Genomic DNA, 26,160 nt, shown 5'->3' with positions numbered 1-26,160 from the left:
TTTGTTAAAAAACATAGTGTAGTTTTAGGATTTAATATTGAAGTTTGATCGTCAACAGGTACTTGGCCAAGCCAAGGGGTTAGCAAATGGTAACTTAGGAGTGCCATTCCTGCTTTTATCCCTTTTGGCGATGATGATATTGCCAATTCCAGCGTTTTTACTGGATGTACTTTTCACCTTTAATATTGCGTTAGCTATCGTTGTATTACTTGTTTCTATCTATTCTTTACGACCTTTAGATTTTGCTGTATTCCCTACTGTTTTGTTGGTCGCTACCTTATTACGTTTAGCACTGAATGTGGCTTCAACCCGAGTGGTTCTTTTAAATGGGCATGAGGGTGGCGATGCCGCTGGTAAAGTGATCGAGGCGTTTGGTGAGGTAGTTGTTGGTGGTAACTATGTTGTCGGTTTTGTTGTCTTCGCTATCTTAATGATCATTAACTTTGCTGTGATAACAAAAGGTGCTGGACGAATATCTGAAGTAAGCGCTCGCTTTACACTTGATGCTATGCCTGGTAAGCAAATGGCAATAGATGCGGACTTGAATGCAGGCATGATAAATCCTGATGAAGCTAAAATAAGACGAACAGAAATCGCGTCTGAAGCTGAATTTTATGGGTCGATGGATGGTGCGAGCAAGTTTGTTAAAGGTGATGCTGTTGCTGGCTTAATGATATTAGGTATCAATATCATAGGTGGTTTTGCGATCGGTATGGCGCAGCACGGTTTGACCTTTAATGATGCTATTACAAAATATTCGTTACTGACGATAGGTGATGGTTTGGTGGCTCAAATTCCATCTCTAATGCTTTCAACATCTGCTGCTATTATGGTAACTCGTGTTAATGAAGCTGGCGACATGGGGAGTCAGGTTGTTCGCCAAATGTTCTCCAGTTCAAAGGCGCTGTATGTCGCTGCAGCTGTGATGGGAGTTATGGGGATAGTGCCTGGTATGCCGCACTTTTCTTTCTTGTCACTTGCTGCTTTGATGGCTGGTCTGGCTTACTTCTTTGAGTATAGAGAAAAGCAAAAAAGCCAAGCGAAAATAAAAATGCGAACTACTTCAGTAGATGGCTCAGATGCACCACAGACACCAGAGTCAAAAGATTTAAGCTGGGATGACGTCGCGCCTGTCGATATCTTAGGTCTAGAAGTAGGCTATCGACTTATACCTCTAGTTGATAAGTCACAAGGTGGTGAGTTGTTAGCAAGGATTAAAGGGGTAAGGCGTAAGTTATCTCAAGATTTAGGCTTTTTAGTGCCTAGTGTTCATATTAGGGATAATTTAGATCTTTTACCTAATGCTTATAGAGTGACCCTCATGGGGGTTAGTTTGGCTGATGCCGAGGTTCATTCAGATAAAGAATTGGCAATCGACCCAGGGCAAGTGTTTGGTAAGTTAGATGGAATTCCTGATAAAGACCCTTCTTTTGGTCTAGATGCTGTATGGATAGACCCCAAAAAGCGTGATCAAGCTCAGACCTATGGATATACGGTTGTTGATGTAAGTACTGTGGTAGCTACCCATATTAATCAGATTATGCATAAACATGCTCATGAGTTAATTGGTCACGATGAAGTGCAGCAACTGCTAGAGTTGCTAAAACAACATAACCCTAAATTGGCTGAAGAGTTAGTACCTAACACTGTGCCGGTAAGTGTGTTGCTGAAAATATTGCAAAACCTTTTAGTTGAAGGTGTTCCTTTGCGAGATATGAGGACTATTGCAGAAGCTGTAATGGGTGTTGTTCCTAAATCTCAAGACCCAATGGTCCTGACGGCTGCCGTGAGAACCTCGTTATCACGTTTAATTGTACAAACTTTGGCTGAAGGAGTGGATGAGATTCCAGTGCTAACATTGGATCCTGAATTGGAGAAAATGTTAATGCAAACGGTGCAGCAGAGTCAGCAAGCCGGAGTGAAGAATGAAGAAGCTTTGATTTTAGAGCCTTCAATGGCTGAGCAGCTTCAAACTTCGTTAAGGCAGTCTTCTGAGCAACAAGAAAGTAATGGTAATACACCAATTCTTATTGTATCTGCGCCTATTAGGCCTATGCTGGCGAGGTTCATGCGTTATGGTGGTATAAACATGGCTGTTTTGTCTTACCAAGAGGTGCCTGATCATAAGCGAATTACGGTTGTTGGCGTTATTGGTCAGTAAAATTGCTGTACTTGCCCTGATATCTTTCTATATTTATCAAATTCTTTCGGGTAAGCTATGGATTTGTAAGAGAAATTAACTTTAAAGGATAGGTCTTTAATGCAGATAAGGCGGTTTCGAGCAGCAGACATGCGCCAAGCGATTCGCAAAGTACGCGACGCTGTAGGCCCTGATGCCGTAATTCTGTCGAATCAACGTCTTGCAAATGGAGAGATCGAAATTGTTGCCGCTTTAGATTATGACGGTAGCATGCCTTCTAATTACGCTAGTCAGCCTAAATCGGAGCCACATCCGCCTGCCGCAGCTAAATCGGCACCACAACAAAGCTATCAAGAGCGTATTGAGCAGGCTAAGCAACCAGAAGTTAGTCAGTCAAATCAAGCCGATATTGCTCGGCAAATGTCCTCTGTGCCTGCTAATAAATATGTTTCTATGGTTGATGAAGATCCTATTATTGAAGAATCTTTATCTATTAAACAGCCTGAAGAAAGCGTTCAATTGAAAGAAATGGAAGCTGAGCTGCAAAAGGTAAAAGAACTGCTTGAGCAACAGCGTAAGCTTGGTGAGGTAAAGAAAAATGACCTTGATCCTGCACAAGCAAAAGTAAAAGAGAGATTGACCTCCCTTGGTTTATCGTCAAGTATTGTTTCTGGTATTCTCGATGATGTTGAATTATTAGGCCGAGAAGACGACTGGAATCGAGTGCTATCTCACTTGGCAGAGCATATTCCAGTTAAAAAGCAAGGTTCTGAAATGCATGGGTGCTATGCGTTTATGGGACCGACTGGCGTTGGGAAAACAACGACAATAGGTAAGATCGCAGCGCAACATGTGTTAAAACATGGTTCGGATAGTGTTGTTTTAGTCACCACAGATACCTATAGAATTGCAGCGCATGAACAGCTTCGTACATTTGGGCGTATATTAAATGTGCCCGTTGTTGTTGTAAATGAATATTCAGATTTGAATGAAGTGCTTGATAAATACTCTAATTTCTCACTTGTTCTGGTTGATACTGCTGGTATGAATCCGAGGGATAGAAACCTAGAGCGTCAATTGCTTATGATGAAAAGAGCTCATTCAAATCTAAAGAAACTGCTAGTGTTACCCTGTACAAGTCAAAGACAAGTATTAAAAACTGTTGTTGATGTGTATGCTCAGGTGCAATTAGATGGTTGTGTGTTAAGTAAGTTAGATGAGTCTGCTTCACTAGGTGAAGCGGTTAGTGTTGTTATTGAAGAGAGGTTGCCAGTCGTCTACATCGCAGACGGTCAGCGCATTCCAGATGATATTCAACCAGCAAGGGCACATAATATAATAAGCCGAGCAGTATATACTGCAGAGCAATATAGTCACATATACAGCTCATTGAAATACGGTAGTTAGTAACTTTATGTTATTTCAACCAGTAAGTTATAGAACAATATAGTACAGTTATTTCAAGAGTATTGGTTTAACAAATATAAGGTTACGTTCATCTTTGATTATGCAGTCCAGAACAGGTCTAAATGCCTATAATCAAAAACCGGCACCATCAGTTAATCAAATTATTGATGAATACGGTTTCTTGGTTAAAAAAATTGCCTATCATCTGCTTGCAAGGTTACCAAGCAGTGTTGAGCTGGATGATTTAATTCAAGCGGGGATGATGGGATTGATTGAAGCGTTCAAACGTTTCGAATCGACAAAAGGTGCTAGTTTTGAAACTTATGCAGGAATCCGTATTCGTGGTTCTATAATGGATGAGGTTCGTAAAAGTGACTGGGCTCCTAGGTCGGTACGTCGAAATGGACGAGCAATAGCGAGTGCGATTAAAGAATTAGAAGCTAAGCTTGGTCGTGAGGCTAGTGATTTTGAAATATCTCAGGCAATGGATATTGGTATAAATGAATATCATGAGATGTTGCAATCAAGTATGTCTACTCAGTTATTTAGCTTCGAAGAGTTGCTTGACTCTGAAGGGTTAAATATTGAGACAGATAATGAAGAGGATAGTGCGCCATACTCTTTTGTTGAAGATTTAGGTTTTCAAAAACAATTGGCGCAAGAAATAGATTCTTTACCAGAACGAGAAAAGTTAGTTCTATCTTTGTATTACAATGATGAACTTAACCTTAAAGAAATTGGTTCTGTGTTAGGTGTGAGTGAATCGCGAGTGAGTCAGATACATAGTCAAGCAGCTATGCGTCTTAAAGCTAGATTAAGTGATTGGCGAGATTAAATATGAGCTTTGATAGACTACCTTTGGGTTGTGGAGGTTGCATTGGATAAAAACATGAAGATCCTAATCGTTGATGATTTCTCAACAATGAGGCGTATCATCAAAAATTTACTAAGGGATTTGGGATTTACCAATACAGTTGAAGCTGATGATGGGACAACTGCATTACCTATATTACAAACAGGAACCATAGATTTCTTGGTTACTGATTGGAATATGCCAGGTATGACTGGGATTGAGTTACTACGTTCGGTTAGAGCGGATGAGAAGCTCAAAACGATTCCTGTATTGATGGTTACTGCTGAAGCTAAGCGAGACCAAATTATTTCCGCTGCACAAGCAGGGGTTAATGGTTATGTTGTAAAACCATTTACTGCAGTGGCGTTAAAAGAAAAAATCGAGAAGATTTTTGAACGAATTGATGCCGGAAAATAGGGGCTGAGAATGTCTGATAATTCTAAGTTACGGCTTGGTGAATTTGAGACTCAGGTGAAAGATGGTGCAGTAGATTTAATTAATCGTATTGAAACTGGCGACTTTGCCGGAGCGATTAAAATTATTCAAGATCTTAGTGAAGCGCGACATAACAACTTCTATAACGAAGTTGGCTACCTGACTCGCAGCCTTCACGATGCTATCCGAGATTTCAAAGTTGATTCTGTTGATCAAATCGTTGACCAAGTCGACGGCGCATCAAAAATTACTGATGCAACTGATCGCTTAAACTATGTCATTGATATGACCAACAGCGCTGCAAACACTACTATGGATATGGTCGATAGTAGCGTTCCAGTTGCTAGCCAACTACAAAATCAAGCAAGAGACCTAAGAAAAGATTGGGGTCGCCTTATACAGCGAGATTTAACCCCCGCTGAATTTCGTGAACTCTACAAAAGAATTGATGTATTTCTGCAAACAGCAGATGAAAGTGCAACAACCTTACATTCGAACTTGAATGCGATTCTTTTGGAACAAGGTTATCAAGATTTAACAGGGCAAGTTATTACTCGAGTCACAGAACTTATCCGTGATGTTGAAGAAAAGCTTGTTCATCTTGTTGCTGTTGCTGGGCGTGTTGATAGCATTTCTGGTATGGAACATGAAGACGTAGAAGATGAGGTTGATGACACAAAAGGTCATGGTCCAGCCATCAATAGTGACAACAACCCTGAAGTATTGAATAGCCAAGACGAAGTTGATGACTTGCTATCCAGTCTTGGTTTCTAGAGGAGCTGAGGATGAGTTTCGAAGTTGATGAAGAGATCCTACAGGATTTTTTAGTTGAAGCAGGTGAAATCCTTGAACAGCTATCCGAACAACTGGTTGATTTAGAACAAAACCCAGACGATATCGCTTTATTGAATGCAATCTTTAGAGGATTTCATACAGTTAAAGGTGGCGCCGGATTTTTACAGTTAAATGCATTAGTTAATTGCTGTCACTACGCTGAAAACGTATTTGATATTTTACGTAATGGGCAGAGAAGCGTTACCGCAGAGCTTATGGATGTTGTGTTACAGGCTCTTGACGCGGTTAATGAAATGTTTGAGGTGGTGCGTGCAGGTGGAGAGCCGGAGCCTGCTGACCCTGAAATAATCAACGCTTTGAGTAAATATGCCTGTCCAGCTACAGAAGATGAAGAAGCAGAAACTGAAGTAGAAATTGAAGATGTAGTAGATGAAGAGCCAGAAGAGCAAGTTGAAGAGGTAAACTCTACAACCGAAGATGAGAATGTTGACATTTCAGATGATGAATTTGAGTCACTTTTGAATGCTTTAGGTGATGATGAAGCTGCTCCTGCTAAAGTGCAACCTGAAGCTTCGCAGTCAGATAGTGCTGCGCCGGCTGGCGGTGATGATATTACGGAAAGTGAGTTTGATGCGCTTCTAGATCAATTGCATGGTGAAGGTGTACCTGGTGCAACAGATGATGCTGCTCCAGAACCAGAGCCTGTTAAAGAAACTCAAGCAACAGATGCAAGTTCAGATGAAATTACTGAAGATGAATTTGAGAAACTATTAAATCAACTTCATGGAGGTGGTGCTCCTGGGCAAGACGCGGCTAAAGAAAGCGAGAAACCTAAAGCTGAAAAAGTGGCAAGTGCTGCTGCAGGCCCTGATTCTGATCTAATCACAGAAGATGAATTTGAATCTTTATTAGATACTTTGCAAGCTGAGAAGCAGCAAGCACCAGAGACGCCTGTACCTGAAAGTAAGCCTAAAGAAGAAGCAAAAGCTAAGCCTAAACCTAAGACTGAGGCGAAAACTAAGCCAAAAGCAGAAGCAAAACCTAAGCCTAAAAAAGCAGAAGTTGTTGCGAAAGACCCTGCTAAGGCCAAAGATGATAAACCTAACGCGCCTGTTGTTCAGGAAACAACGGTTAGGGTCGATACTAAGCGCTTAGATGACATTATGAATATGGTGGGTGAGCTTGTATTAGTTCGAAACCGTCTAGTTCGTCTTGGTTTGCAAAGTGAAGATGAGTCAATGGGGAAAGCAGTTGCTAACCTTGATGTGGTGACTGGCGATCTTCAAAATGCAGTAATGAAAACTCGAATGCAGCCAATTAAGAAAGTATTTGGCCGTTTCCCACGAGTTGTTCGAGACCTTGCTAGAAACCTGAAGAAAGAGGTTAATTTAGAGCTTAGAGGTGAAGAAACCGATTTAGATAAAAACTTGGTTGAGGCACTTGCTGATCCATTAGTCCACTTAGTGAGAAACTCAGTTGACCATGGTGTAGAAGCGCCTGATATTCGTGAAGCCAACGGTAAGCCTCGCGGCGGTAAGGTTATTCTTTCCGCTGAGCAGGAAGGTGATCATATACTTCTATCCATCGAAGATGATGGTGCGGGTATGGATGCCGATAAACTGCGTCAGAAAGCTGTTGAGAAAGGCTTGATGGATACAGATGCTGCTGAACGATTATCGGATGATGAAGCTTTTAACCTGATTTTTGCTCCTGGCTTTTCGACTAAAGTTGAAATTACCGATGTGTCCGGCCGCGGTGTTGGTATGGACGTAGTTAAGACAAAAATTTCTCAACTTAACGGTACATTAGATATTAAATCAGTTTTGGGTAAAGGATCGCGCTTCTCAATTAAAGTGCCTTTAACCTTAGCTATTATGCCAACGTTAATGGTTATGTTAGAAGATCAAGCCTTTGCATTCCCATTAGTGAGTGTGAATGAAATCTTCCATTTAAATCTTAAAAAGACAAACATAGTCGATGGTCAGCAAGTGGTGGTAATTCGTGGTAAAACGCTGCCTATTTTCCACTTGAAGCACTGGTTAGTTAAAGGCCAGGCTGCCGATCTTAATCCAGAAGAAGCCCATGTGGTTGTGGTTCAGGTTGGGATGAATGAAGTCGGATTTGTTGTTGATCAGTTAGTCGGTCAAGAGGAAGTTGTGATTAAGCCTCTTGGTAAAATGTTGCAAGGCACATCTGGCATGGCTGGTGCGACTATTACCGGAGACGGACGAATTGCATTAATTTTAGATGTTCCTAGCATGCTTAAGAGTTATGCATCGCGATAGGTTAATTGGATTTTTAGGAGACGCTTTATGCCAGTAAATGTACTGGTGGTAGACGATTCTGGTTTTTTTCGAAGACGTCTGGTTGAAATTTTTGATGCTGATCCACGCTTAAAGGTTATAGGTACTGCAACCAACGGACAAGAAGCCGTTGATAAGGTGCAATCACTAAAACCTGATGTGGTGACAATGGACTACGAAATGCCTGTACTAGATGGTATAGCGGCAGTCGCCAGCATTATGAAATCACGACCAACACCTGTTTTAATGTTTTCTTCATTAACGCATGAAGGGGCAAGGGTTACGCTTGATGCACTTGAAGCAGGTGCGGTCGATTTCATGCCAAAAAACTTTGAAGACATTTCGCGTGATTCTACAGTGGTGAAAAAAACCTTAATTGAACGTGTTTTAGCTGTGGCACGAACTCGCTTTATGGGGCAGACAAAAATTGCTGCTCCAACAGAAAGGAAAGCAGCGCCAGCGCCTATTGTCTTAGAGCAAGGGGTAATCATTCCTCGTAGGCGTAAGAATGTCAGTTTAGTCGCAATAGGAACATCAACAGGTGGTCCTATGGCTTTGCAAACAGTCTTAACGAAGTTACCGAAAAACTTATCGGCACCACTTGTATTAATTCAGCATATGCCTGCTGCTTTTACTGGTGCTTTTGCAGAGCGTTTAAATCAGATCTGTGAAATTACCGTAAAAGAAGCAAAAGATGGTGACAAGCTTGAAGCAGGGGTCGCATTATTAGCGCCTGGTGGTAAGCAGATGATGGTAGATCCTAGAAATGGGGGCTGTGTCAGAATTCTTGATGGTGATGAGCGCTTAAATTATAAGCCTTCTGTTGATGTGACTTTTGGGTCTGCGTCAAAATGCTACCCGGGAAGAGTGCTTTCAGTTGTAATGACTGGAATGGGCGTTGACGGACGTGAAGGCGCTAGGATGCTAAAAGATACAGGTTCTCGAGTTTGGTCACAAAGTGAAGAAACTTGTGTTATCTACGGTATGCCAATGGCAGTAGAAAAAGCTAATTTATCTGATGATGTTATTCATCTAGAACAAATAGGCGAGCGTATTGTTAAAGAGGTTGGTTAATGGATCTATTGACCTTAGCCGGCCTTTTTATAGCCTTTTCTTCAGTAGTATTATCTAACCTTCTCGGTGGAGGTGAAATGGTACTACTGATAAACCTCCCTTCTGCAATTATTGTTATTTTTGGTAGTCTTGGTGCCGCTCTTGTACAAAGTAACATTGTAGAGGCAACTCGTTCACTATCACTTTTGAAATGGTCATTATTCCCTCCCGTTTTTGAATTTAGTAATGCTCGTGAACTAATCTATAAATTAGCTAATCAAGCTAGGCGTCAATCTGTTGTGAGCTTGGAGTCGGAGCTAAACTCATTAAATGATGGCTTTTCTGAAAGAGCTTTGCAGATGGCGATTGATGGTGCTGATCCTGAAAGCTTCTCTGAGTTATTACATGACGAGGTTCTGAGGTTTAGGGATAAGAGAATGGCTAGTGTGGACTTTCTTGAATCAATTGGTGGCTACGCTCCAACATTAGGCATTATGGGATCAGTGTTGGGTCTAATTCAAGCTATGGCTAATTTAGATAGCCCAGAAGCATTAGGGCACGGTATTGCTGTTGCTTTTGTATCCACACTATACGGACAAGGTTTTGCTAACCTGATTATTTTTCCAATTACTAAAAAGCTAACAAACTATGTTGATAAAGAGGCATTGTATTATCAGCTGATAGTAGATGGTATTTATGGTATTGCGACAGGTAAAAATCCTCACCGCCTTGATATTGAGTTGAGTGGTTATGAGCAATGATAAACCTGGTTCAAGGTACCGCTCTAGACGCAGACGGCATTTAGGGGTTCGTAATGATACGAATCAGAACAAAGATCGCTGGATTCTGTCTTATGCTGACTTTATAACATTGCTTTTTGCTTTTTTTGTAGCGCTTTATTCCATATCGTTAAAAAATCAGGGTGACTCTAAACTTCTTACAGAAACTCTCGAAGGTGTACTTGAGGCTGTTCAGTTATCTGTTAAGCCGATTAATATTGGACAAGTGACAACTGGCGAGGCTGAGGACGATGTATTTCAAGAGTTAACACCTGATAGGGATAGTAATCCAATTCCTAGCCCAAAACAGAACCCAAAAACAGTATTGAAAAAAGAGCTTAAGGTTGTCCAAGAGCTTAATCAAATGATACTAACTCATATGGGTGAATATCAGCAGAACGGTTTGATTTCAATAAATGAAAGTGAGCTTTGGATTGAAATTGAACTTAAAGCAGGATTACTTTTCTCATCTGGAGAGTTTGAGCTAACCAATGAGGCTGTTGCTGTACTTATTTCGATTAGTCAGGTCTTGAATCGATATAGTTATCCTGTTGTTGTTGAAGGGCACACTGATGATCTTCCAGTTAATAACTTTTATACCTCAAATTGGCAACTATCAAGTGCTAGGGCATCGTCAGTTGTTGATGAGTTAATTAACGGTGGTGTTAATCCAAAACTTATTGCTGTGATGGGGTTGAGTAGTGAGAAGCCAAAAGTGAGAAATAACAGTGACTTCTCAAGAGCAAGAAACAGACGAGTAACATTGAAAATTGGTAAAATTGAAGCAGAAAACCTATACGACTACTTGTTTGAATAGTTATATACTTCAATAAGATAATCATAGAAACTGTAAGTAAAATAATAGTATAGGCATTATTAGGGGATACAAGGTGCACATTTGGGCGGTAGCTAACCAAAAAGGTGGAGTAGGTAAGACAACTAGTGTAGTAACCTTGTCAGGTTTACTTGCAGATGCGGGTCATCGTGTCTTAATGGTTGACCTTGATCCTCATGGTTCTTTAACAAGCTATTTTCGTTTTGATCCGGACTCAATTGAGCACAGTGCTTATGATTTGTTTCTAGGTAATGGAAAAATCCAAGAGAATTTGCCAAAAGAACTTATTCTAGAAACAGGGCATCCAAATTTATCTTTATTGCCTTCATCTACAGCTTTGGCAACGTTAGAGCGTCATGCTCAAGCGCAAGGTGGTATGGGGCTCGTCATTTCTAAGACGTTGGCCATTTTATGGGATGACTACGATTATGTATTGATAGATAGCCCTCCTGTTTTGGGTGTTTTAATGATTAATGCATTAGCGGCTTGTCAGCAGCTTATTATTCCTGTGCAGACCGAGTTTTTGGCAATAAAAGGTTTAGAACGAATGGTTAGAACCTTAACCATGATAAATAGGGCTAGAAAGCGCCCCGTTCCTTATTTAATTGTGCCGACTTTATTTGATAGAAGAACCCAGGCTTCAAATAAAAGTTTAAGAAGCCTAAAAGAAGCTTATGATGAAGCTGTTTGGCATTCTGTGATTCCTATTGATACTAAGTTGAGAGATGCAAGTACAGCAGGTATTGCTCCATCTGCTTTAGATAATAATGCCAGGGGTGTTAAGGCTTATACTAGTTTGGTGACGACGCTATTGGAGCCAATGAGTTAAATGAAAGACGATAAACCATCAACAGAAGTGCTGATCGCGCCTCAGCTAGCAGTTCAGCGTTATTTGGATGAATTACTCCAAGATGCCACTGTGCATGTTGACGCTATTCCTGATGCTGATGATGTGCAGGTTAGTGAAGAGCAAGCTAGTGATGAAAAAAATAGTGAAAAGCAGCAAGAAGCGTTAGAGCTTCAAGGTAAAACAGATGCTGAAATTAAGCACGATCAGCAAGATGAGCGTGTTTTACATGAAATTGAAAATGAAGAAGATGCCTTTGCCGCTTTTGAATTTGCTGTTGCAGCGCTTGAGAACGAAACAGAAGTAGATGAGACTGGTTTTGTTGAAAAAAGCGAACCCGTTTTAGAGAAGGCACTGGTTGAAGATAAACACTTAGGTCAATCAGAACTTACTGAAGAAAATACCGAGCTCAACTCAGTAACTGAGCAAAAAACTGAATCAGAGACTAAATTAGATGAAACTGTTCAGGAAACGCAAGTAGAATCAGAACCTGCGAAAGAGCAGGAAGAAATTGCTTCCATTGAGACAGAATTTGTTTCCGATAAAACCAAACCTTTACCTTGGGCTGAAAGCCGTTTCGAGTGTTTATTGTTCAATGTTGGTGGTTTGAAGATGGCAGTACCCTTAGTTGAATTAGGTGGTATTCAAAAAGCAGATTATGAAAAAGTAACCAAAATATTTGGTCAACCAAATTGGTTTATTGGGGTTTCAAGCGTTAATGACCTCAGAATTCGAACTGTAGATACTGCTCAATGGGTAATGCCGAACCATTATAAAGGTGAGTTACATGACTCATTTAAGTTTATAATCCAGTTAGATCGCTCTAATTGGGGCTTAGCATGCGAAGATGTTGCGGAAGCAATTTCGTTGGAGCCTTCAGAGGTGAAGTGGCGATCAGATAGAAGTAAAAGACCTTGGTTAGCTGGCACAGTAATTGATCATATGTGTGCTATTTTAGATGTACAAGGTTTTATAGAATTGCTCGATGATCCTAAAAATGGATTTAAGGCTCATCTTAAATAACGATGCAGGTAAACGCAATCTTTCCACATTTGGAGAAATAATATGACGACAGGTAGAGCGGTACAGGAAGTAGATGATCCAGTATTACAATGGGTGACCTTTCGATTAGACGATGAAATTTATGGTGTTAACGTAATGCAGGTAAAGGAAGTATTACGTTACTCAGAGATTGCTCCAGTGCCTGGTGCACCTTCTTTTGTACTTGGTATTATCAACTTGCGTGGCAGTGTTGTGACTGTTATTGATACTTGCCAAAGGTTTGGGATTCAAACGGGTGAAATTTCAGACTCTACACGAATAATGATTCTAGAAGTGGATGGTCATGTTATTGGCATTTTAGTTGATGCTGTTTCAGAAGTGGTTTATCTTCGTCAATCTGAAATTGAACCATCTCCTAATGTTGGTAATGATGAGTCGTCGAAATTCATTCAAGGTGTGTGTAATAAGAGTGACACCTTATTGATTTTAGTCGATTTAGATCGATTGTTATCTGAAGATGAATGGTCTGATATTTCTTCCATGTAAGTTGGGTATGAGTGTTAAATGGAATCACAATGGCTATTTAATCTGCTGTTAGTCTTGTCTTTTATTTTGGTGGTTGCTTTATCAATTTGGATATTGGTAATTTCTAAAAAATTGAAAAAAGCATTACTTTTTCAAGCTGAAAGTGAAAGTAATCAAAAGAAACAAGTGCAAGTATTGGCTTCAGGTTCGATTGGCATGGGCAGGCGCTTGGTAGCAATAGAAAAGAAACTGAACATTGCAGTAGAAAGACAAACAGAGATTCTCTCCAAGGAAGGTGGTGTTTCATATAATAGAGCAATGGAACTATTAGAAATGGGCGCGACTGTTGATGATCTTGTTGCAAAGTGTGGTTTGATTCGCGCCGAAGCAGAGTTAATCGATTTACTCTTCAAAGAGTCTAAGCGAAGTGCTAATCACAAATATGAATAAAGGCCTAAGGGCCTTTTTTTATTGCCTATCAAATTTATTAGTGGCGGAATTACTTGAGAGAATGAGCAAAAGCAATGATCTCAGCAACAGCAAGATATAATGCTTCAGGGATTTCATCCCCTAATTCAAGACTGCTCAATACTTCTACCAATTCTGGGCTTTTATGAATAACAATGCCATTTTCTTCAGCTACCTGCATTATTCTTTCGGCAATTAATCCACTCCCTTTTGCGCTTACCTTTGGAGCCCCTTGGTAATCATAATGTAATGCGACTGCTTTCTTGTTCATTAGGTTCTCACATCAATTAGGTTACGCTTTACTTTTGTCTGAGTCTTTTCTTCAATAGGTTTGCAGAAACTATCTACTTGAGTAACCTCAAGCCCTTTGTTAGTGAGCTGTTTTGTTAAGCTCCTTGTTTGTTTTTGTATTCTATTTACGGTATCCCTTTCCTCAGCAACAAAGATGACCGCTAATTTATTACCTTCCACGTTGAGCCTTGCTTCAAATTTTCCTGTTTCAGGGAAATCGAATAGAAGTTTAGCTAACCATCTACGTTTATTGGGAGGCGCTGCACTGCTATTTTGATCTTTATTTATTTGAAGTTGAAATACAGACGTTTCACCTTTGTCTTGAATTGGGAACTCTATTGTTAAAGGTAAGTTCAAGCCTTCAGTTTTATTGGCTTCTAATAGGTTTCTAATTTGTGATGACGTTATTCGTTCAATGGCTTGTGATATAGCTAGACCTGTTTTTTGATCTAGACTTTCTTTCATGTAGGTTTGAGTGTTAGTTGATTCAGATTGGGGTTGAGCTAGATTTGTTTGTAGTTTTAGTAAATTTGCTTTTAAGTCATGAGTTAAATTGTCAGGACTTTTAAATAACTTATTTTCAAGAAATAGACCGCTGTTTGATAAGGCCTGCTTTAGCTCTTGAGGTGATTCAATGTTCTGACTTTGAGGGATGCTAGTTAAAATTTGTTGTATTAATCTTTGGGTGTTTTTATCGGTCTCAGGGTTTGTCTGTATTTGATTGAAGGAGTGAATGAGTTGGCTTAGCTCTGCTTTTGTTAACTGTTGGGGAAGGCTTTTAGCCAAATTCGAATCGAGTGTTTTACTTGGGAGCTCTTGAGTATTTGGAATTAACTGTAGCTTACCGTTTTCGTCCCTAATAACAGGGATTTTTTCGCCTGGGTTCAATGGCCGAGCGGACTCTAATATGAATTCTTGTGATGATTGGCTAACCTTGTATTGATTAGGTTTGCTTATTAGTTCAGTGCTTAATACTTGGCCTTGAACTATACGGCTCTCAGCTTTTTCTGGATTATTACTGGTTAAGTTAAAGCTGGGTTTGAAATTGTGAGTGATAGCTTCTGCTACATGTTTACTTGAAAGAGCCTGTATTGGTTTTGCATTTAGCTGGTTCTGTTCTTGCTGTATTGCTGTTGGTATTGGTGAAAAAGGTTTAGTGATTTGTTTAGAATCTGAACCTTCTATAGAAGGCTTACTTAAATATGTTTGGCTTTTATCCTGTTGAGCTGTGGGGTTTGAGTTTTGAATAGATTGCTTTTGCTGAACTTCGGTTTCGGATTGTGGTATTTTCGTGTCTATTGCTAATGATTGGGTAGGTATACTATTGATGCTTACTGGGGTTGTAGGCCCTTTTTGAGATTGCCCCTGAGCATTGGTTTCTGGTTTTATTTGAGAATAACGATTAAATTGAGTTTCTGTTTTTTGCTTCTGAGGCGGGTTCACTAATTGAGAGTCTATTAATAGGCTGCTTTGGCGAGGGTTAGTTGCTTTGGGCTCATCTTGTGATGGGAGCTTTGCTAATACGCTTATATATTCGATTTTTGAGGCTAGGCGTACGGGTATTTCTATATTCTTGTTTTGTCCATTGAGTGGGGGAGTCGTTCTTGGCTCACTTGTGGCACTCGCTTGATTTTGATAATGTTTATTAATAATCGCGTTTTGATTTTTTTGATCTAAGTTGTTGCTTTTTATATATGTGTTTTCGCTTTTTAAGCTAGTTGAGTCGTTTTTCAAGCTTCTTGATTGAGCTTCATTTCGTTTTGTTTCCTCGTTAAAGCTCAAGATAAATTGCTTTTTTGGGCTGTCGACAGTTAATCCAGCCTGCTTTACTTTATCGAGTGCTGGCTGTATTTGCTCACTTACCATGGTAAAGCTTTTATTATCCATGGTTCTAGCTTCTAAAAGCTGGGCAGGTTTACTATCAATAAATACTTCCCTACTGCCTGTGAGTTTAATTGGCTGAAAGCCCTCTATTAGTTTAATTTCGTTTACTAATTTCGTGAGTTTTCCAAGTTCCTTTGTTGAAACTGAATTGCCATTTAACAGGTTAAGCTTGTCATTTGTCATTGAGTTAATGAGGTTAGCCATTCACAAGTTCCAATAAAGTCGTTATTTAGATAGCTTTCTTTTATAATAAGTCGCTTTTTGATTTAGCAATATGTCGCTTTCTTACTCTTTAAGGCTAAATCAAGTGTATGTATGTAAGATAGTTTAGCGTCTTACTCCTATAATATCGGCTGATTTAGGTAAACCTTTGCACGCAAATCTTGATTTATCCATTTCTGGTTTGGTTATAGAGCGATCGGAAAGACTTCTGTGTGAAAACTTTTCTTGTTTTGTTAAAGCAGGAGAAGTCGCTCGAATCATGGGAGAAAATGGCGCTGGTAAAAGTACATTGCTGAAGGTAATTGCCGGCATACTCCAGCCTCTCGAAGGAAAAATTACTTTTTCTGGAGAAGATATAAGCTATCACAGAGACATACTTCATAGAGAGCTTTTGTATTTAGGGCATCATGCTGGCATAAAAGCTGTGTTTAGTGTCGCTGAAAACTTAAACTGGTATTGTCCTGGACAATCGATCGAAGCAATTGAGACTGCATTGGAAACCGTTGGATTGGCGGGATATTCGGATACACCGGCCCATCAACTTTCTGCAGGTCAACAAAGGCGTATTGCCTTGGCTAGGTTATGGTTAACTGACAAGAAAGTGTGGCTGCTAGATGAGCCATTTACGGCATTGGATGTGAAAGGGGTCGCGGTATTGGAAGCTAAGATAAAGCAACACACAGATACGGGTGGTTTAGTGATACTTACTACTCATCAAGCGCTTGATGACTCCTTGTCTGTGAAAGAGATAAAACTGGTTTAATGACTTATTCATCCTTTTTCTATTCCGAAGTGTTAGCAATCTTTCGACGTAAGCAAGATGCGGTTAATGCGCTTGTCTTTTTCTTGTTGGTGATTACATTATTTCCCTTAGGCGTTAGCCCTTCAAAAGAATTCTTGCAACCCGCTGCTGGTGGCATTATTTGGTGTGCTGTTGCTTTAGCTGTGCTCATGTCTGTGGAAGGTATGTTTAAAGAGGATTATAACGATGGTTCTCTTGAACAGCTTGTTGTCAGTGGTTTGTATTTACCCGTTTTAGTTTTGTTAAAACTTGCGGTGCAGTGGCTTGCTATCATGCTTCCCTTATTGATTCTGACGCCTATTTTGTCGCAGATGCTGTTTATAAATTGGGAAATATTGTGGGTTTTAATTTTAACTCTGATTTTAGGCAGCCCTGCACTGTTTTTGATTGGTACAATAGGCGCTGCTTTAACCGTGTCTTTAAGGCGAGGTGCAGTATTAATGCTGCTGATAATTTTACCTTTTTATTTACCAGTGATTATTTTTTCAACCGGAGCAATAGCTGCGGCGCAGATAGGGCAGCCATATAACGGTCAATTGGCTATCCTAGGTGCTATTTCTTTAATGACATTGACCTTGTCACCCATTATGGCTGCGGTCTCTATAAAAGCGAGTGTAAATTAATGAATTGGATATGGTTTCATAAACTGGGATCACCCAAGTGGTTTTTTCAATGGGCGAATAAATGGAGTAAGTTCGCTTTTGTGATTGGTCTTTTGATGCTTGCTGTCGGCATTGTATGGGGGCTGGCTTTTGCCCCAGCAGATTATCAGCAAGGCAATAGCTTTCGTATTATTTACATTCATGTACCAAGTGCTATTTTAGCACAGTCTTGTTATCTAGGATTAGGTGTTGCTGGTCTCGTTTCCCTTGTCTGGCGTATGAAGATGGCCCCTGTTTTTATTAAGGCTGTTGCGCCTTTAGGTGCTGTAATGGCATTGATCGCACTCGTATCTGGTGCTATTTGGGGTAAACCAACCTGGGGTGCTTGGTGGGTATGGGATGCAAGATTAACTTCTGTATTGATTCTATTCTTACTCTACATGGGAGTGATAGCCATTCAAAACAGCCTAGATGATATGCAGCTGGCAGATAAGGCTGTTGCAGTTATTAGCGTCGTTGGCCTTATTAACCTACCTATCATTAAGTATTCTGTTGAATGGTGGAATACGCTTCATCAACCTGCAACTTTTACTATTACTGCAAAACCTGCAATGCCAATGGAGATGTGGCTCCCTTTGTTATTATCAACTGTAGGTATGTACGGCTTTATTGCCGCTGTTGCTATGTGGCGTATGCAAACAGAAGTTTTAGTTCGTGAACACAGATCAAATTGGGTTAAAAAGGAAATTTTAGATAATGGCATTTGAATCAATAAATGAGTTCATTTCCATGGGAACTCATGGGCTATATGTGTGGTCTGTATATGGCATTTCTCTGATTTTACTTTTAGGAAGTTATCTCGCGAGTGTAAAAGCGAAAAAAAATCAGATAAAAAGGCTTAAACAAAGGTATTTAAGGGAGCAGAAGAGTTAATGCATCCAGTTAGAAAAAAACGCTTAATTACAATAAGCGCTATCCTCATCATTATTGGCGCTGCGGTAGGGCTAATGCTTTATGCGTTACAGCAGAATATCAATTTATTCTACTCACCAAGTCAAATTGCCGAGGACGAAGCTCCTGATAATGTGATGCTCCGAGTCGGTGGTATGGTTGTAGATGGAAGTGTAAAGCGCGACCCGAAAAGTTTGGCTGTTCAATTTCAAGTGACTGACTTTGCTCATAAGGTAACAATTGAATACAAGGGTATCTTGCCAGACTTGTTTAGAGAGGGGCAAGGAATCGTTGCACAAGGCAAGTTGAATCAAGATAAGGTGTTGATAGCTCAAGAAGTGTTGGCAAAGCATGATGAAAAATATATGCCACCAGAGATTACAGAAGCGCTGGAAAATGCCAAGAAAAAAGAAGATTGATGATAGTTCAATCTAACCTAACGAATCTTAATTTATAGTGAGTTGTATCTTTCATGTTGCCTGAAATTGGTCACTTTGCGTTAATTCTTTCGCTGTTTTTTGCATCAGCTTTATCTTTTATTCCTATTTTAGGATATATCAAAAAGAATAAAGTTTTAATGGCTTATTCAACACCACTGACTCATGTGTCGAGTCTACTTGTGCTGTTTAGCTTTATTGTTTTGTCTTATAGTTTTGCTGTAGATGACTTTTCTGTCCTTTATGTTAGCCAGCATTCAAATAGCTTACTCCCATTTGTATTTAAGTTGAGTGCTGTTTGGGGCGGACACGAGGGCTCTTTGTTGCTATGGGTTTTGATCCTTTGTGGTTGGTCATCTGCTGTTGCTTACAAAGGGAAAACCTTACCAGAAGATATCAGAGCGTTAGTGTTGGCGACATTAGGTACTGTAACCACAGGTTTCCTTGCCTTTTTGCTCTTTACCTCTTCACCTTTCGTACGCCTTTTACCTGATATGCCAGCAGAGGGCGCAGACTTAAACCCTTTATTACAAGATGTTGGCCTGATCATCCACCCGCCAATGCTTTATATGGGTTATGTTGGCTTCTCCGTTGCCTTTGCATTTGCGATCGCTGCTCTTATCTCAGGTAATTTAAACTCTTCTTGGGCAAGATGGGCAAGGCCTTGGACATCTGTTTCTTGGGCGTTTTTAACCTTAGGTATAGGGCTAGGTAGCTGGTGGGCTTATTATGAACTTGGCTGGGGCGGCTGGTGGTTCTGGGATCCTGTTGAAAATGCGTCTTTTATGCCTTGGCTTGCCGGTACCGCCTTGATTCACTCTCTCGCTGTGACAGAGAAACGAGGCGTATTTAAAAGTTGGACTGTTTTACTTGCTATCTTTACCTTTAGTTTAAGCCTATTAGGTACATTTTTAGTGCGATCTGGTGTTTTAACATCAGTACATGCATTTGCCGCTGACCCGACTCGTGGTGTTTTCATTCTAGTTTTGCTCTTCTTGTTTGTAGGTGGCAGCTTACTCTTATATGCCATGCGTGCAGCAGATGTTAAATCAGATGTCTCATTTGGATTTACCGGGCGGGAAGCAGGGCTTTTAATTAATAATATTGTGTTAGTTACTTTAACTTTAACTGTATTGCTAGGTACTTTATTCCCTTTATTGTTTGATGCTCTTGATATGGGGAAAATATCGGTTGGTGCTCCTTACTTTAATAGTATGTTTTCGCCAATAGCTTTGATTCTAATGTTAGTAATGGCTATAGGGCCGCTATTGAAATGGAATCGTACCAAGTTGGATACCTTAATTAAGCAGCTTTTATTTCCTTTTATTTTAGCCAGCGTGTTAACAGGCATTACCTTAATCTGGCAAAAGTTTGAATGGATTACACTTATCAGTTTGTTTGTTGCTTATTGGGTGTTGTTGCTAAGCCTAATTGATTGGATTTCTAAACTTGGAAATGCAGGGTCAAACTGGTGGCAAAGAGCTAAAAAACTGCCTCGTAACTATTATGGGATGTTGATTGCTCACTTGGGGATGGCTGTAAGTTTGATTGGTATTTTGTTTGTGAGTGTACAAAGCCAAGAAGAAATGGTTCGTATGGCGCAGAACGATAGTGTAACACTGTCAGGTTATGAGTTTGTCTTTAATGGTGTGTCGCAAGTTCAAGGCCCTAATTATACCGCTGATAGAGCGAATGTTTCTGTCTTTAAAGATGGTCGTCAAGTTGCTTCTTTGACTCCAGAAAAACGTGTGTATCAGGCGCGAACCCAGATGATGACAGAGGCATCCATTGATGCTGGATTATTCCGTGATCTATATCTTTCTTTAGGCGAACAACTAGATGGTAATACTTGGGGACTTAGAGTACATGTAAAGCCTTTTGTTCGCTGGATTTGGCTAGGTGGCATTTTAATGATGTTAGGTGGATTCCTGTCAGCATTGGATAAGCGTTATAGAAAAGTAGCAGGAGCGAGAATATGAGTGAGGGTAAAAATAGTAAAATGAAAAAAGTTGCGTTATTTATGCCTTTTTTAGTTTTTGCCTTATTAGCGGGAGTTTTCTTTTCTCAGTTAGGTAAAGACACTCAATACATGCCTTCTGCTTTAATCGGTAAAACTTTGCCTGATTTTTCTTTGGTTAGCCTTGAATCGAACAAGATCATGAATAAGCAGGACCTTGGAGAACAAGGTTTCTTAATCAACTTTTGGGGGACATGGTGTCCCGCTTGTAGCTTTGAGCATGATTATCTAATGAAACTTGCTTCTGAAGGTATCAATATAGTCGGAATTGACTATAAAGATGAAACACCAGCGGCGATTAAATGGCTTGATGAAAAAGGTGATCCTTATTCTGTTGTATTGCTAGATGAGCTAGGCAATTTTGGTGTTGATATGGGGGTCACTGGCGCACCAGAAACCTTTGTTGTAAATGCAGAAGGTGTTGTGACCTATCGTCATCAAGGAATTGTTAATGAGCAAGTGTGGCAAGAAATGAAGGGTTATTTGAAATGATAAGTTTACGTTTTTTAAGTATTGCTCTATTGGCTTTTTTCAGTCTCTCTTTGAGCGCCGAAGCTGAAAAGGTGCTGAACTTTAAGTCTGATGTTGACCAAATTCGATACCATGACTTAATCAGTGAGTTGCGTTGCCCTAAGTGCCAAAATCAAAACTTAGCGGACTCTAATGCACAAATCGCTATAGATTTACGTACTCATGTTTATGACATGGTAAATGATGGTACAAGTGATACCGAAATCTTAGCTTATATGGTGGCAAGATACGGTGAATTTGTTTTGTATAGCCCGCAAAAAAAGGGCGTTAATTTCATCCTCTGGTACGGACCATTTATCATTTTAGGTATAGGTTTACTCGGATTTATTTTGGTCATACGTAGAAATGCAAAACGTAGAAAACAGAGGACTAAAGGCTAATGCTTAGTTGGATTTTGATGGGGGCAATTTTAGTATTGTCACTCACTTATGTTGCCTATTATGTTAAGCGTACCATGCTTGAAGATACTGAATCTGATTTGGCAAATTTCTCTAAAGTCAGAGCGGCTGAAATCGATGACGAGTGTCAATCTGGCCGAATTAGTGATGCTGAAGCCAGTGTATTAAAAGCGGATTTAGCAACAGAAATAAATCTTGCTTCTGAACCCTCTAAAACTATTAGAGACAACTTTACGCAAAATGCTGGGCGACTGCCTAGTCAGATGTTCGCTTTAATACTTGTTATGGCGACGCTTGGGTCTGTCGCTTTATACCAGCATCTAGGATTTTCTAAAGAAGTGATTTTTACTGAGAAGATGCGATCGGGTAACATAACTCAAGAAGGTATGAGTGAGTTTTTACTATTTCGTGCTGAAAAGAATCAAAGGCCTCAAGATTGGTTTTTTGTTGCTCAAGATAAAGTAAGCCAACAGGATTACTTAGGAGCGCAATTTGCTTTTGAGCAGGCCATGAATAATCCTCCGGAAGACCCGAATGATGTGGTAGTGATTCTAACTGAATACGCACAAAGTATTTTCTTTGCTAATCAAAGAAAAGTTGATCCTAAGCTTGAATCTGTGATTGCGCAGATACTCGCAATTGATGCTAATAACTCAACTGCTTTAGGTCTACAGGGTATTATTGAGTTTGATCGTGGAGCATATAAAGAAGCGGTGTTGGTTTGGCAGCAAGCAATAAAATTTGGTGCAAGCATTGCAGAAAGAGAAGGCCTTCTACAAGGAATACAGCAAGCTCGAGAAATAGGTGGTATTACACAAGAGCAAGTGCCTAGTTTGATTAGTCATAAAATTAAACTAAGTTTTAGCATAGAAAATCCAGATAAACTGGCGTCAGATGCTGTTTTTCTTGTTTATGCTAAATTACCTTTAAGACCAATGCCAATAGCGATAAAGCGTTTGGGTCATGAGGCTTTGTTATCTCAAGTTGAGCTGACTAATCTAGATAACCTTATGCCAGGCATGACACTTGCTGAAGCTCAAAAGGTTGATTTAGTTGTAAAATTAGCCAGTTCTAGCGATCAGGATCTGACTAAAGGCTTAGAAATTGCTAAATTAAAGGATGTTTTGGTAAATCAGAACAAAGTTTTTCATATCTCTATCGAGTTGTAATTGCAACTGATGGGACTTAGCTTGATAATATCATTAACTTTATTGATGTAAGTCGGAATAAATAATGGAATTTAGCTTACGCGAATGGCTAATCTTAATCGGTGTGATCATCATAGTGGTGATTTTAGTCGACGGATTTCGAAGATATAAAAAATCGCAAAAATTTGATGAAGCAGAAGACGAAGATTATGTCGATCAGGATATGCTTTTAAAAGAAGCTATGTTGAGACGTGAATTACCCAATGGTGGTGCACGTTCTTCTTCTGATCCTGTTAAAAATGCTTTTCAAAATGCTAAGCAAACAGTTAATGCTCCATTAACTGATTTGCCGCATAAGGTTGATGCAGGACCTGAAATAGATAAAGCAGATGATTTACAGTTTGATGAACTCGCCTCTTTGGTTCCTGAAAGATTGGACTCTGAAGCTAATAGTCAAAAAGATTACTCAGACTTGCCTGATGAGACTGAATCTTTTGATCAAGAAGATGATTACTCAGAAGACAGCTTTGAGCGTCAGTATTCCAATGTTGATGTTAGCCAAGTAACGCCGCATGGCACTGCTGATGATCTTGACGATGATGATTTTGATGCGGAAATTGAAGAAGTTATTGTGATTAATGTATTTGCAGCTGAAGACAAGCCTTTTATTGGGATGGAACTCTTACAGTTGGTGCTTAATTGTGGCATGCGCTATGGGGATATGGATATTTTTCATCGCCATGAAGATGGTTTTGATCAGGGTAAAGTTCAGTTTAGCATGGCGAATGCTGTCGAACCTGGGACCTTCAATTTAGACACCATGGGTGATAATACATCGCCTGGTGTGAGTTTCTTTATGGGACTGCCTGGCCCTAAAAACAGCATGAGAGCGTTTGACTTTATGCTAGAAACCGCACAAACCTTGGTGCGTAACCTTGATGGTGAACTGCGCGATGAAAGGCGCACTCTGATGAGTGAGCAAAGTATTGAACATTGCCGTCAGCGTATTCGCGATTTTGAACGTCGCCGCTTAATGCGAGTAAAAAGTAATTAGTCACTTTGATGGTCCTTATCTTAGGATGAGGGCCATAATTACCTTTCAGTTTTTCCCCCTATCTTCATATCTAATAAGAGTTACCCATAATGTCAGATTCTATTGCCGTTCAAATTAGCGAGCTTGTAACCCGTTTAAATGACTACAGCTATGCTTATCATGTTAAAGATGAGCCTAAGGTATCTGATGCTGAGTATGATCTTGATTATCAAGCTTTAGTTGCCCTAGAAAGGCAATCTCCTGAATTGATACAAGCAGACTCGCCAACACAAAGAGTGGGAGAGAAACCTGACAGTGGTTTTCAAACCGTTGCTCACACTGTGCCTATGCTTTCTCTTGATAATGCCTTTAGTGATGAGCAGCTTGATGAATTCGAGCAAAGACTATTCAAATTAATTGGTACTCAAGCAATCAGCTATTGTTGTGAGCCTAAGCTTGATGGATTGGCTATAAGCCTTAGATATGAAGAGGGTATTTTAGTAAGAGGCTTAACACGGGGTGATGGTGTTGCTGGTGAAGATATAACCTCAAACATTAAAACTATAGGTTCAATACCGCTTAAACTCAGAACTCAAACACCGCCTCCTGTATTAGAAGTCCGTGGTGAAATTTATATGCCTAAGGCTGGCTTTGAAGCCCTGAATCAACAGACAGAAGAAAAAGGTGAGAAAGCCTTTGTAAATCCAAGAAATGCAGCAGCTGGTAGTCTGAGGCAACTTGACCCTAGTGTTACGGCTAAACGACCTTTGGTTTTATGTGCTTACTCAATTGGTCACACTGAAGGCTGGATCCAGCCTGACAGTCACTATGATTCATTGACCTTGATGTCTGAGTGGGGGTTTAAAACTAACCCTTTAATGGAGAAAGTAAGCAGTATTAAGGGCTGTATGGAATACTATCAACGCCTTACTGTGCTACGTCCAGATCTTACCTATGATATTGATGGTATCGTTTATAAAGTAGATTCTTTGAATTTACAGCAAGAGCTCGGTTTTATTGCCAGAGCACCTCGTTGGGCAATCGCGAGAAAATTTCCTGCAGAAGAAGCTATTACCCAAATTTTAGACGTTGATTTTCAGGTAGGTAGAACGGGTGCTATTACACCTGTTGCACGTTTAGAACCTGTGTTTGTCGGTGGCGTAACCGTATCGAATGCAACCTTACATAATAAGGACGAAATTAGTCGTCTTGGCGTTAAAGTGAAAGACTTTGTTAGTATTCGAAGAGCTGGGGATGTTATTCCTCAGGTAGTTAAAGTGATTCATGATAAGCGTGATCAGAATACCCTTGATGTTGTCTTTCCTGAAGTGTGCCCTATCTGCCAGTCTGAGCTTGAGCAAGTGACAGGTGAGGCGGTAATTCGCTGCACTGGTGGCTTAATTTGTGCAGCCCAAAGAAAGGAAGCGTTAAAGCATTTTGTATCCCGTAAGGCGATGGATATTGATGGTCTGGGAGATAAACTGATTGAGCAACTGGTTGATCTCGAGTTTATAAAAACACCTGTTGATATTTACCATTTATCCGATAAAAAAGAGCAGTTATTAGCCCTTGAGCGTATGGGGGAGAAGTCTGTAGAAAAGCTATTAACTTCTATTGAAGTATCAAAGCAGACAGAATTTCATCGCTTTATTTATGCATTAGGTATTAGAGAAGTTGGTGAGGCAACGGCGAGAACACTGACTAGTCACTTTAAAACCTTAGATAAAATTATAGAGGCGAATACTGAAAGCCTAGTAAAAGTAGATGATGTTGGTCCCATTGTTGCTCAGCACTTAAGACGTTTCTTCTACAAAGAATCTAATAAAGAGATGGTGATGGCATTACTTGATGCTGGACTTTATTGGCAAGAGAAGGAGGCTTCCTCAGGAGAGACTGCTCAGCCTTTGTTAGGGCTTACTTATGTTGTCACAGGTACCTTAACAGCACTTAAAAGAGACGAAGTTAAAGATAAGCTTATTTCATTGGGCGCTAAAGTTAGTGGCTCTGTTTCAGCTAAAACACATTGTTTGATAGCGGGAGAAAAAGCGGGCTCAAAATTGACGAAAGCTCAGGACCTTGGGATTCAAATACTTGATGAAGCAGGTATGTTGGCCTTACTAGAAGAGCATGGAGCTGTCTGATGGATACTATTATTCCCTTTGATTCTTTAGCCGAAGAAACTTTGAATAATATCTTAGTTGAAGTAGTGACGCGTGATGGCACCGATTATGGTGATTATGATCTGTCATTAGAACAAAAATGTCAGCAAGCTCATTTAATGCTTAAAAATCAGCAAGCCTTTTTGCTCTTTGATACAGAGAGTGAAACGATTAAGTTAGTGAGCCGTGACCAGATGTCACAATATGACATGGACTAGAATAGTGGACGAAAGTAAACACTTA

The 26,160-nt window shown here is 40.0% G+C and carries 27 protein-coding genes; 25 read left to right on the top strand and 2 right to left on the bottom strand.

Going from position 1 to position 26,160, the window contains the following annotated elements; translation table 11 throughout:
- The first annotated feature begins 37 nt into the window (after positions 1-37).
- The 13 genes from flhA to Q0A08_RS11100 all read left to right on the top strand — a co-directional run bounded on the left by flhA (position 38) and on the right by Q0A08_RS11100 (position 13,424).
- Positions 38-2,161, top strand: a complete 2,124-nt coding sequence (gene flhA, locus Q0A08_RS11160) for a flagellar biosynthesis protein FlhA (protein ID WP_438467257.1) — start codon at positions 38-40, stop codon at positions 2,159-2,161.
- Positions 2,162-2,260: 99 nt separating this feature from the next.
- The gene (gene flhF / locus Q0A08_RS11155) at positions 2,261-3,547 is read left to right on the top strand and encodes a flagellar biosynthesis protein FlhF (protein WP_438467255.1); all 1,287 of its coding nucleotides are present in this window, start codon (positions 2,261-2,263) and stop codon (positions 3,545-3,547) included.
- 100 nt (positions 3,548-3,647) lie between these two features.
- Positions 3,648-4,382 carry an RNA polymerase sigma factor FliA gene (locus tag Q0A08_RS11150; protein ID WP_438467627.1) on the top strand — a complete coding sequence of 245 codons (735 nt, stop codon included), beginning with the start codon at positions 3,648-3,650 and terminating at the stop codon, positions 4,380-4,382.
- Positions 4,383-4,436: 54 nt separating this feature from the next.
- Positions 4,437-4,817, top strand: a complete 381-nt coding sequence (locus tag Q0A08_RS11145; protein ID WP_438467626.1) for a chemotaxis response regulator CheY — start codon at positions 4,437-4,439, stop codon at positions 4,815-4,817.
- 9 nt (positions 4,818-4,826) lie between these two features.
- Positions 4,827-5,609, top strand: coding sequence for a protein phosphatase CheZ (locus Q0A08_RS11140; RefSeq protein WP_438467253.1), 783 nt, complete (start codon positions 4,827-4,829; stop codon positions 5,607-5,609).
- An 11-nt stretch (positions 5,610-5,620) separates the two neighbouring features.
- On the top strand, positions 5,621-7,915 hold the full coding sequence (locus tag Q0A08_RS11135; protein WP_438467251.1) for a chemotaxis protein CheW: 2,295 nt from the start codon (positions 5,621-5,623) through the stop codon (positions 7,913-7,915).
- Positions 7,916-7,942: 27 nt separating this feature from the next.
- Positions 7,943-9,007: a protein-glutamate methylesterase/protein-glutamine glutaminase gene (locus tag Q0A08_RS11130; RefSeq protein ID WP_438467249.1), complete on the top strand. Its 1,065-nt coding sequence runs from the start codon at positions 7,943-7,945 to the stop codon at positions 9,005-9,007.
- Positions 9,007-9,747, top strand: coding sequence for a flagellar motor protein (locus Q0A08_RS11125; protein ID WP_438467247.1), 741 nt, complete (start codon positions 9,007-9,009; stop codon positions 9,745-9,747). Before Q0A08_RS11130 ends, Q0A08_RS11125 begins: the two co-directional genes overlap by 1 nt.
- Positions 9,737-10,582 (top strand): OmpA family protein, encoded by an 846-nt coding sequence (locus tag Q0A08_RS11120; RefSeq protein WP_438467246.1) that lies wholly within the window; start codon positions 9,737-9,739, stop codon positions 10,580-10,582. The genes Q0A08_RS11125 and Q0A08_RS11120 overlap by 11 nt, the downstream gene beginning before the upstream one ends.
- Before the next feature lie 73 nt (positions 10,583-10,655).
- Positions 10,656-11,429 (top strand): ParA family protein, encoded by a 774-nt coding sequence (locus tag Q0A08_RS11115; protein ID WP_438467244.1) that lies wholly within the window; start codon positions 10,656-10,658, stop codon positions 11,427-11,429.
- Positions 11,430-12,470: a chemotaxis protein CheW gene (locus Q0A08_RS11110; RefSeq protein ID WP_438467242.1), complete on the top strand. Its 1,041-nt coding sequence runs from the start codon at positions 11,430-11,432 to the stop codon at positions 12,468-12,470.
- Between the two features lie 42 nt (positions 12,471-12,512).
- Entirely contained in the window at positions 12,513-12,995 is a 483-nt protein-coding gene (locus Q0A08_RS11105) for a chemotaxis protein CheW (RefSeq protein WP_438467240.1), read from the top strand.
- Between the two features lie 18 nt (positions 12,996-13,013).
- Positions 13,014-13,424, top strand: coding sequence for a DUF2802 domain-containing protein (locus tag Q0A08_RS11100; RefSeq protein ID WP_046015184.1), 411 nt, complete (start codon positions 13,014-13,016; stop codon positions 13,422-13,424).
- 49 nt (positions 13,425-13,473) lie between these two features.
- On the opposite strand, the gene Q0A08_RS11095 is transcribed toward Q0A08_RS11100, so the two are convergent.
- Positions 13,474-13,713: an EscU/YscU/HrcU family type III secretion system export apparatus switch protein gene (locus Q0A08_RS11095; protein ID WP_438467238.1), complete on the bottom strand. Its 240-nt coding sequence runs from the start codon at positions 13,711-13,713 to the stop codon at positions 13,474-13,476.
- Positions 13,713-15,821, bottom strand: coding sequence for a flagellar hook-length control protein FliK (gene fliK, locus Q0A08_RS11090; protein WP_438467236.1), 2,109 nt, complete (start codon positions 15,819-15,821; stop codon positions 13,713-13,715). Before fliK ends, Q0A08_RS11095 begins: the two co-directional genes overlap by 1 nt.
- 166 nt (positions 15,822-15,987) lie before the next feature.
- Between fliK and ccmA the strand changes: the two genes are divergently transcribed.
- From ccmA to Q0A08_RS11030, 12 genes are all read left to right on the top strand, one after another.
- Positions 15,988-16,602, top strand: a complete 615-nt coding sequence (gene ccmA / locus Q0A08_RS11085; RefSeq protein ID WP_438467234.1) for a cytochrome c biogenesis heme-transporting ATPase CcmA — start codon at positions 15,988-15,990, stop codon at positions 16,600-16,602.
- Positions 16,602-17,264 (top strand): heme exporter protein CcmB, encoded by a 663-nt coding sequence (ccmB, locus tag Q0A08_RS11080; RefSeq protein ID WP_438467232.1) that lies wholly within the window; start codon positions 16,602-16,604, stop codon positions 17,262-17,264. The genes ccmA and ccmB overlap by 1 nt, the downstream gene beginning before the upstream one ends.
- On the top strand, positions 17,264-18,010 hold the full coding sequence (locus Q0A08_RS11075) for a heme ABC transporter permease (protein WP_438467230.1): 747 nt from the start codon (positions 17,264-17,266) through the stop codon (positions 18,008-18,010). Before ccmB ends, Q0A08_RS11075 begins: the two co-directional genes overlap by 1 nt.
- Positions 18,000-18,176 (top strand): heme exporter protein CcmD, encoded by a 177-nt coding sequence (ccmD, locus tag Q0A08_RS11070; RefSeq protein WP_438467228.1) that lies wholly within the window; start codon positions 18,000-18,002, stop codon positions 18,174-18,176. The genes Q0A08_RS11075 and ccmD overlap by 11 nt, the downstream gene beginning before the upstream one ends.
- A complete protein-coding gene (gene ccmE / locus Q0A08_RS11065) occupies positions 18,176-18,613 on the top strand; it encodes a cytochrome c maturation protein CcmE (RefSeq protein WP_438467226.1) in 438 nt (145 codons plus the stop codon). Before ccmD ends, ccmE begins: the two co-directional genes overlap by 1 nt.
- A 53-nt stretch (positions 18,614-18,666) precedes the next feature.
- Entirely contained in the window at positions 18,667-20,610 is a 1,944-nt protein-coding gene (locus Q0A08_RS11060) for a heme lyase CcmF/NrfE family subunit (RefSeq protein ID WP_438467224.1), read from the top strand.
- Positions 20,607-21,140, top strand: a complete 534-nt coding sequence (locus Q0A08_RS11055) for a DsbE family thiol:disulfide interchange protein (RefSeq protein WP_438467222.1) — start codon at positions 20,607-20,609, stop codon at positions 21,138-21,140. Before Q0A08_RS11060 ends, Q0A08_RS11055 begins: the two co-directional genes overlap by 4 nt.
- The gene (locus Q0A08_RS11050) at positions 21,137-21,559 is read left to right on the top strand and encodes a cytochrome c-type biogenesis protein (RefSeq protein ID WP_438467221.1); all 423 of its coding nucleotides are present in this window, start codon (positions 21,137-21,139) and stop codon (positions 21,557-21,559) included. The genes Q0A08_RS11055 and Q0A08_RS11050 overlap by 4 nt, the downstream gene beginning before the upstream one ends.
- A complete protein-coding gene (locus Q0A08_RS11045) occupies positions 21,559-22,746 on the top strand; it encodes a c-type cytochrome biogenesis protein CcmI/CycH (protein ID WP_438467219.1) in 1,188 nt (395 codons plus the stop codon). Before Q0A08_RS11050 ends, Q0A08_RS11045 begins: the two co-directional genes overlap by 1 nt.
- Positions 22,747-22,810: 64 nt before the next feature.
- A complete protein-coding gene (zipA, locus tag Q0A08_RS11040; protein ID WP_438467217.1) occupies positions 22,811-23,779 on the top strand; it encodes a cell division protein ZipA in 969 nt (322 codons plus the stop codon).
- A gap of 89 nt (positions 23,780-23,868) precedes the next feature.
- Positions 23,869-25,899 (top strand): NAD-dependent DNA ligase LigA, encoded by a 2,031-nt coding sequence (ligA, locus tag Q0A08_RS11035; RefSeq protein WP_438467215.1) that lies wholly within the window; start codon positions 23,869-23,871, stop codon positions 25,897-25,899.
- Entirely contained in the window at positions 25,899-26,135 is a 237-nt protein-coding gene (locus Q0A08_RS11030; RefSeq protein ID WP_438467213.1) for a YheU family protein, read from the top strand. The genes ligA and Q0A08_RS11030 overlap by 1 nt, the downstream gene beginning before the upstream one ends.
- The last annotated feature ends 25 nt before the right edge of the window (positions 26,136-26,160 follow it).

It is taken from the genome of Marinomonas sp. PE14-40 (genome assembly GCF_051623805.1).
Classification (GTDB): domain Bacteria; phylum Pseudomonadota; class Gammaproteobacteria; order Pseudomonadales; family Marinomonadaceae; genus Marinomonas.
This window is presented reverse-complemented; position numbering and strand designations above follow the sequence as displayed.

Excerpts from the sequence above, each read along its gene's own strand:
- flhF (WP_438467255.1), top strand. The coding sequence starts at position 2,261 with ATGCAGATAAGGCGGTTTCGAGCAGCAGACATGCGCCAAGCGATTCGC.
- Q0A08_RS11150 (WP_438467627.1), top strand. The coding sequence starts at position 3,648 with ATGCAGTCCAGAACAGGTCTAAATGCCTATAATCAAAAACCGGCACCA.
- Q0A08_RS11145 (WP_438467626.1), top strand. The coding sequence starts at position 4,437 with ATGAAGATCCTAATCGTTGATGATTTCTCAACAATGAGGCGTATCATC.
- Q0A08_RS11140 (WP_438467253.1), top strand. The coding sequence starts at position 4,827 with ATGTCTGATAATTCTAAGTTACGGCTTGGTGAATTTGAGACTCAGGTG.
- Q0A08_RS11135 (WP_438467251.1), top strand. The coding sequence starts at position 5,621 with ATGAGTTTCGAAGTTGATGAAGAGATCCTACAGGATTTTTTAGTTGAA.
- Q0A08_RS11130 (WP_438467249.1), top strand. The coding sequence starts at position 7,943 with ATGCCAGTAAATGTACTGGTGGTAGACGATTCTGGTTTTTTTCGAAGA.
- Q0A08_RS11125 (WP_438467247.1), top strand. The coding sequence starts at position 9,007 with ATGGATCTATTGACCTTAGCCGGCCTTTTTATAGCCTTTTCTTCAGTA.
- Q0A08_RS11120 (WP_438467246.1), top strand. The coding sequence starts at position 9,737 with ATGAGCAATGATAAACCTGGTTCAAGGTACCGCTCTAGACGCAGACGG.
- Q0A08_RS11110 (WP_438467242.1), top strand. The coding sequence starts at position 11,430 with ATGAAAGACGATAAACCATCAACAGAAGTGCTGATCGCGCCTCAGCTA.
- Q0A08_RS11105 (WP_438467240.1), top strand. The coding sequence starts at position 12,513 with ATGACGACAGGTAGAGCGGTACAGGAAGTAGATGATCCAGTATTACAA.
- Q0A08_RS11100 (WP_046015184.1), top strand. The coding sequence starts at position 13,014 with ATGGAATCACAATGGCTATTTAATCTGCTGTTAGTCTTGTCTTTTATT.
- Q0A08_RS11095 (WP_438467238.1), bottom strand. The coding sequence starts at position 13,713 with ATGAACAAGAAAGCAGTCGCATTACATTATGATTACCAAGGGGCTCCA.
- fliK (WP_438467236.1), bottom strand. The coding sequence starts at position 15,821 with ATGGCTAACCTCATTAACTCAATGACAAATGACAAGCTTAACCTGTTA.
- ccmB (WP_438467232.1), top strand. The coding sequence starts at position 16,602 with ATGACTTATTCATCCTTTTTCTATTCCGAAGTGTTAGCAATCTTTCGA.
- Q0A08_RS11075 (WP_438467230.1), top strand. The coding sequence starts at position 17,264 with ATGAATTGGATATGGTTTCATAAACTGGGATCACCCAAGTGGTTTTTT.
- ccmD (WP_438467228.1), top strand. The coding sequence starts at position 18,000 with ATGGCATTTGAATCAATAAATGAGTTCATTTCCATGGGAACTCATGGG.
- ccmE (WP_438467226.1), top strand. The coding sequence starts at position 18,176 with ATGCATCCAGTTAGAAAAAAACGCTTAATTACAATAAGCGCTATCCTC.
- Q0A08_RS11060 (WP_438467224.1), top strand. The coding sequence starts at position 18,667 with ATGTTGCCTGAAATTGGTCACTTTGCGTTAATTCTTTCGCTGTTTTTT.
- Q0A08_RS11055 (WP_438467222.1), top strand. The coding sequence starts at position 20,607 with ATGAGTGAGGGTAAAAATAGTAAAATGAAAAAAGTTGCGTTATTTATG.
- Q0A08_RS11050 (WP_438467221.1), top strand. The coding sequence starts at position 21,137 with ATGATAAGTTTACGTTTTTTAAGTATTGCTCTATTGGCTTTTTTCAGT.
- Q0A08_RS11045 (WP_438467219.1), top strand. The coding sequence starts at position 21,559 with ATGCTTAGTTGGATTTTGATGGGGGCAATTTTAGTATTGTCACTCACT.
- zipA (WP_438467217.1), top strand. The coding sequence starts at position 22,811 with ATGGAATTTAGCTTACGCGAATGGCTAATCTTAATCGGTGTGATCATC.
- ligA (WP_438467215.1), top strand. The coding sequence starts at position 23,869 with ATGTCAGATTCTATTGCCGTTCAAATTAGCGAGCTTGTAACCCGTTTA.
- Q0A08_RS11030 (WP_438467213.1), top strand. The coding sequence starts at position 25,899 with ATGGATACTATTATTCCCTTTGATTCTTTAGCCGAAGAAACTTTGAAT.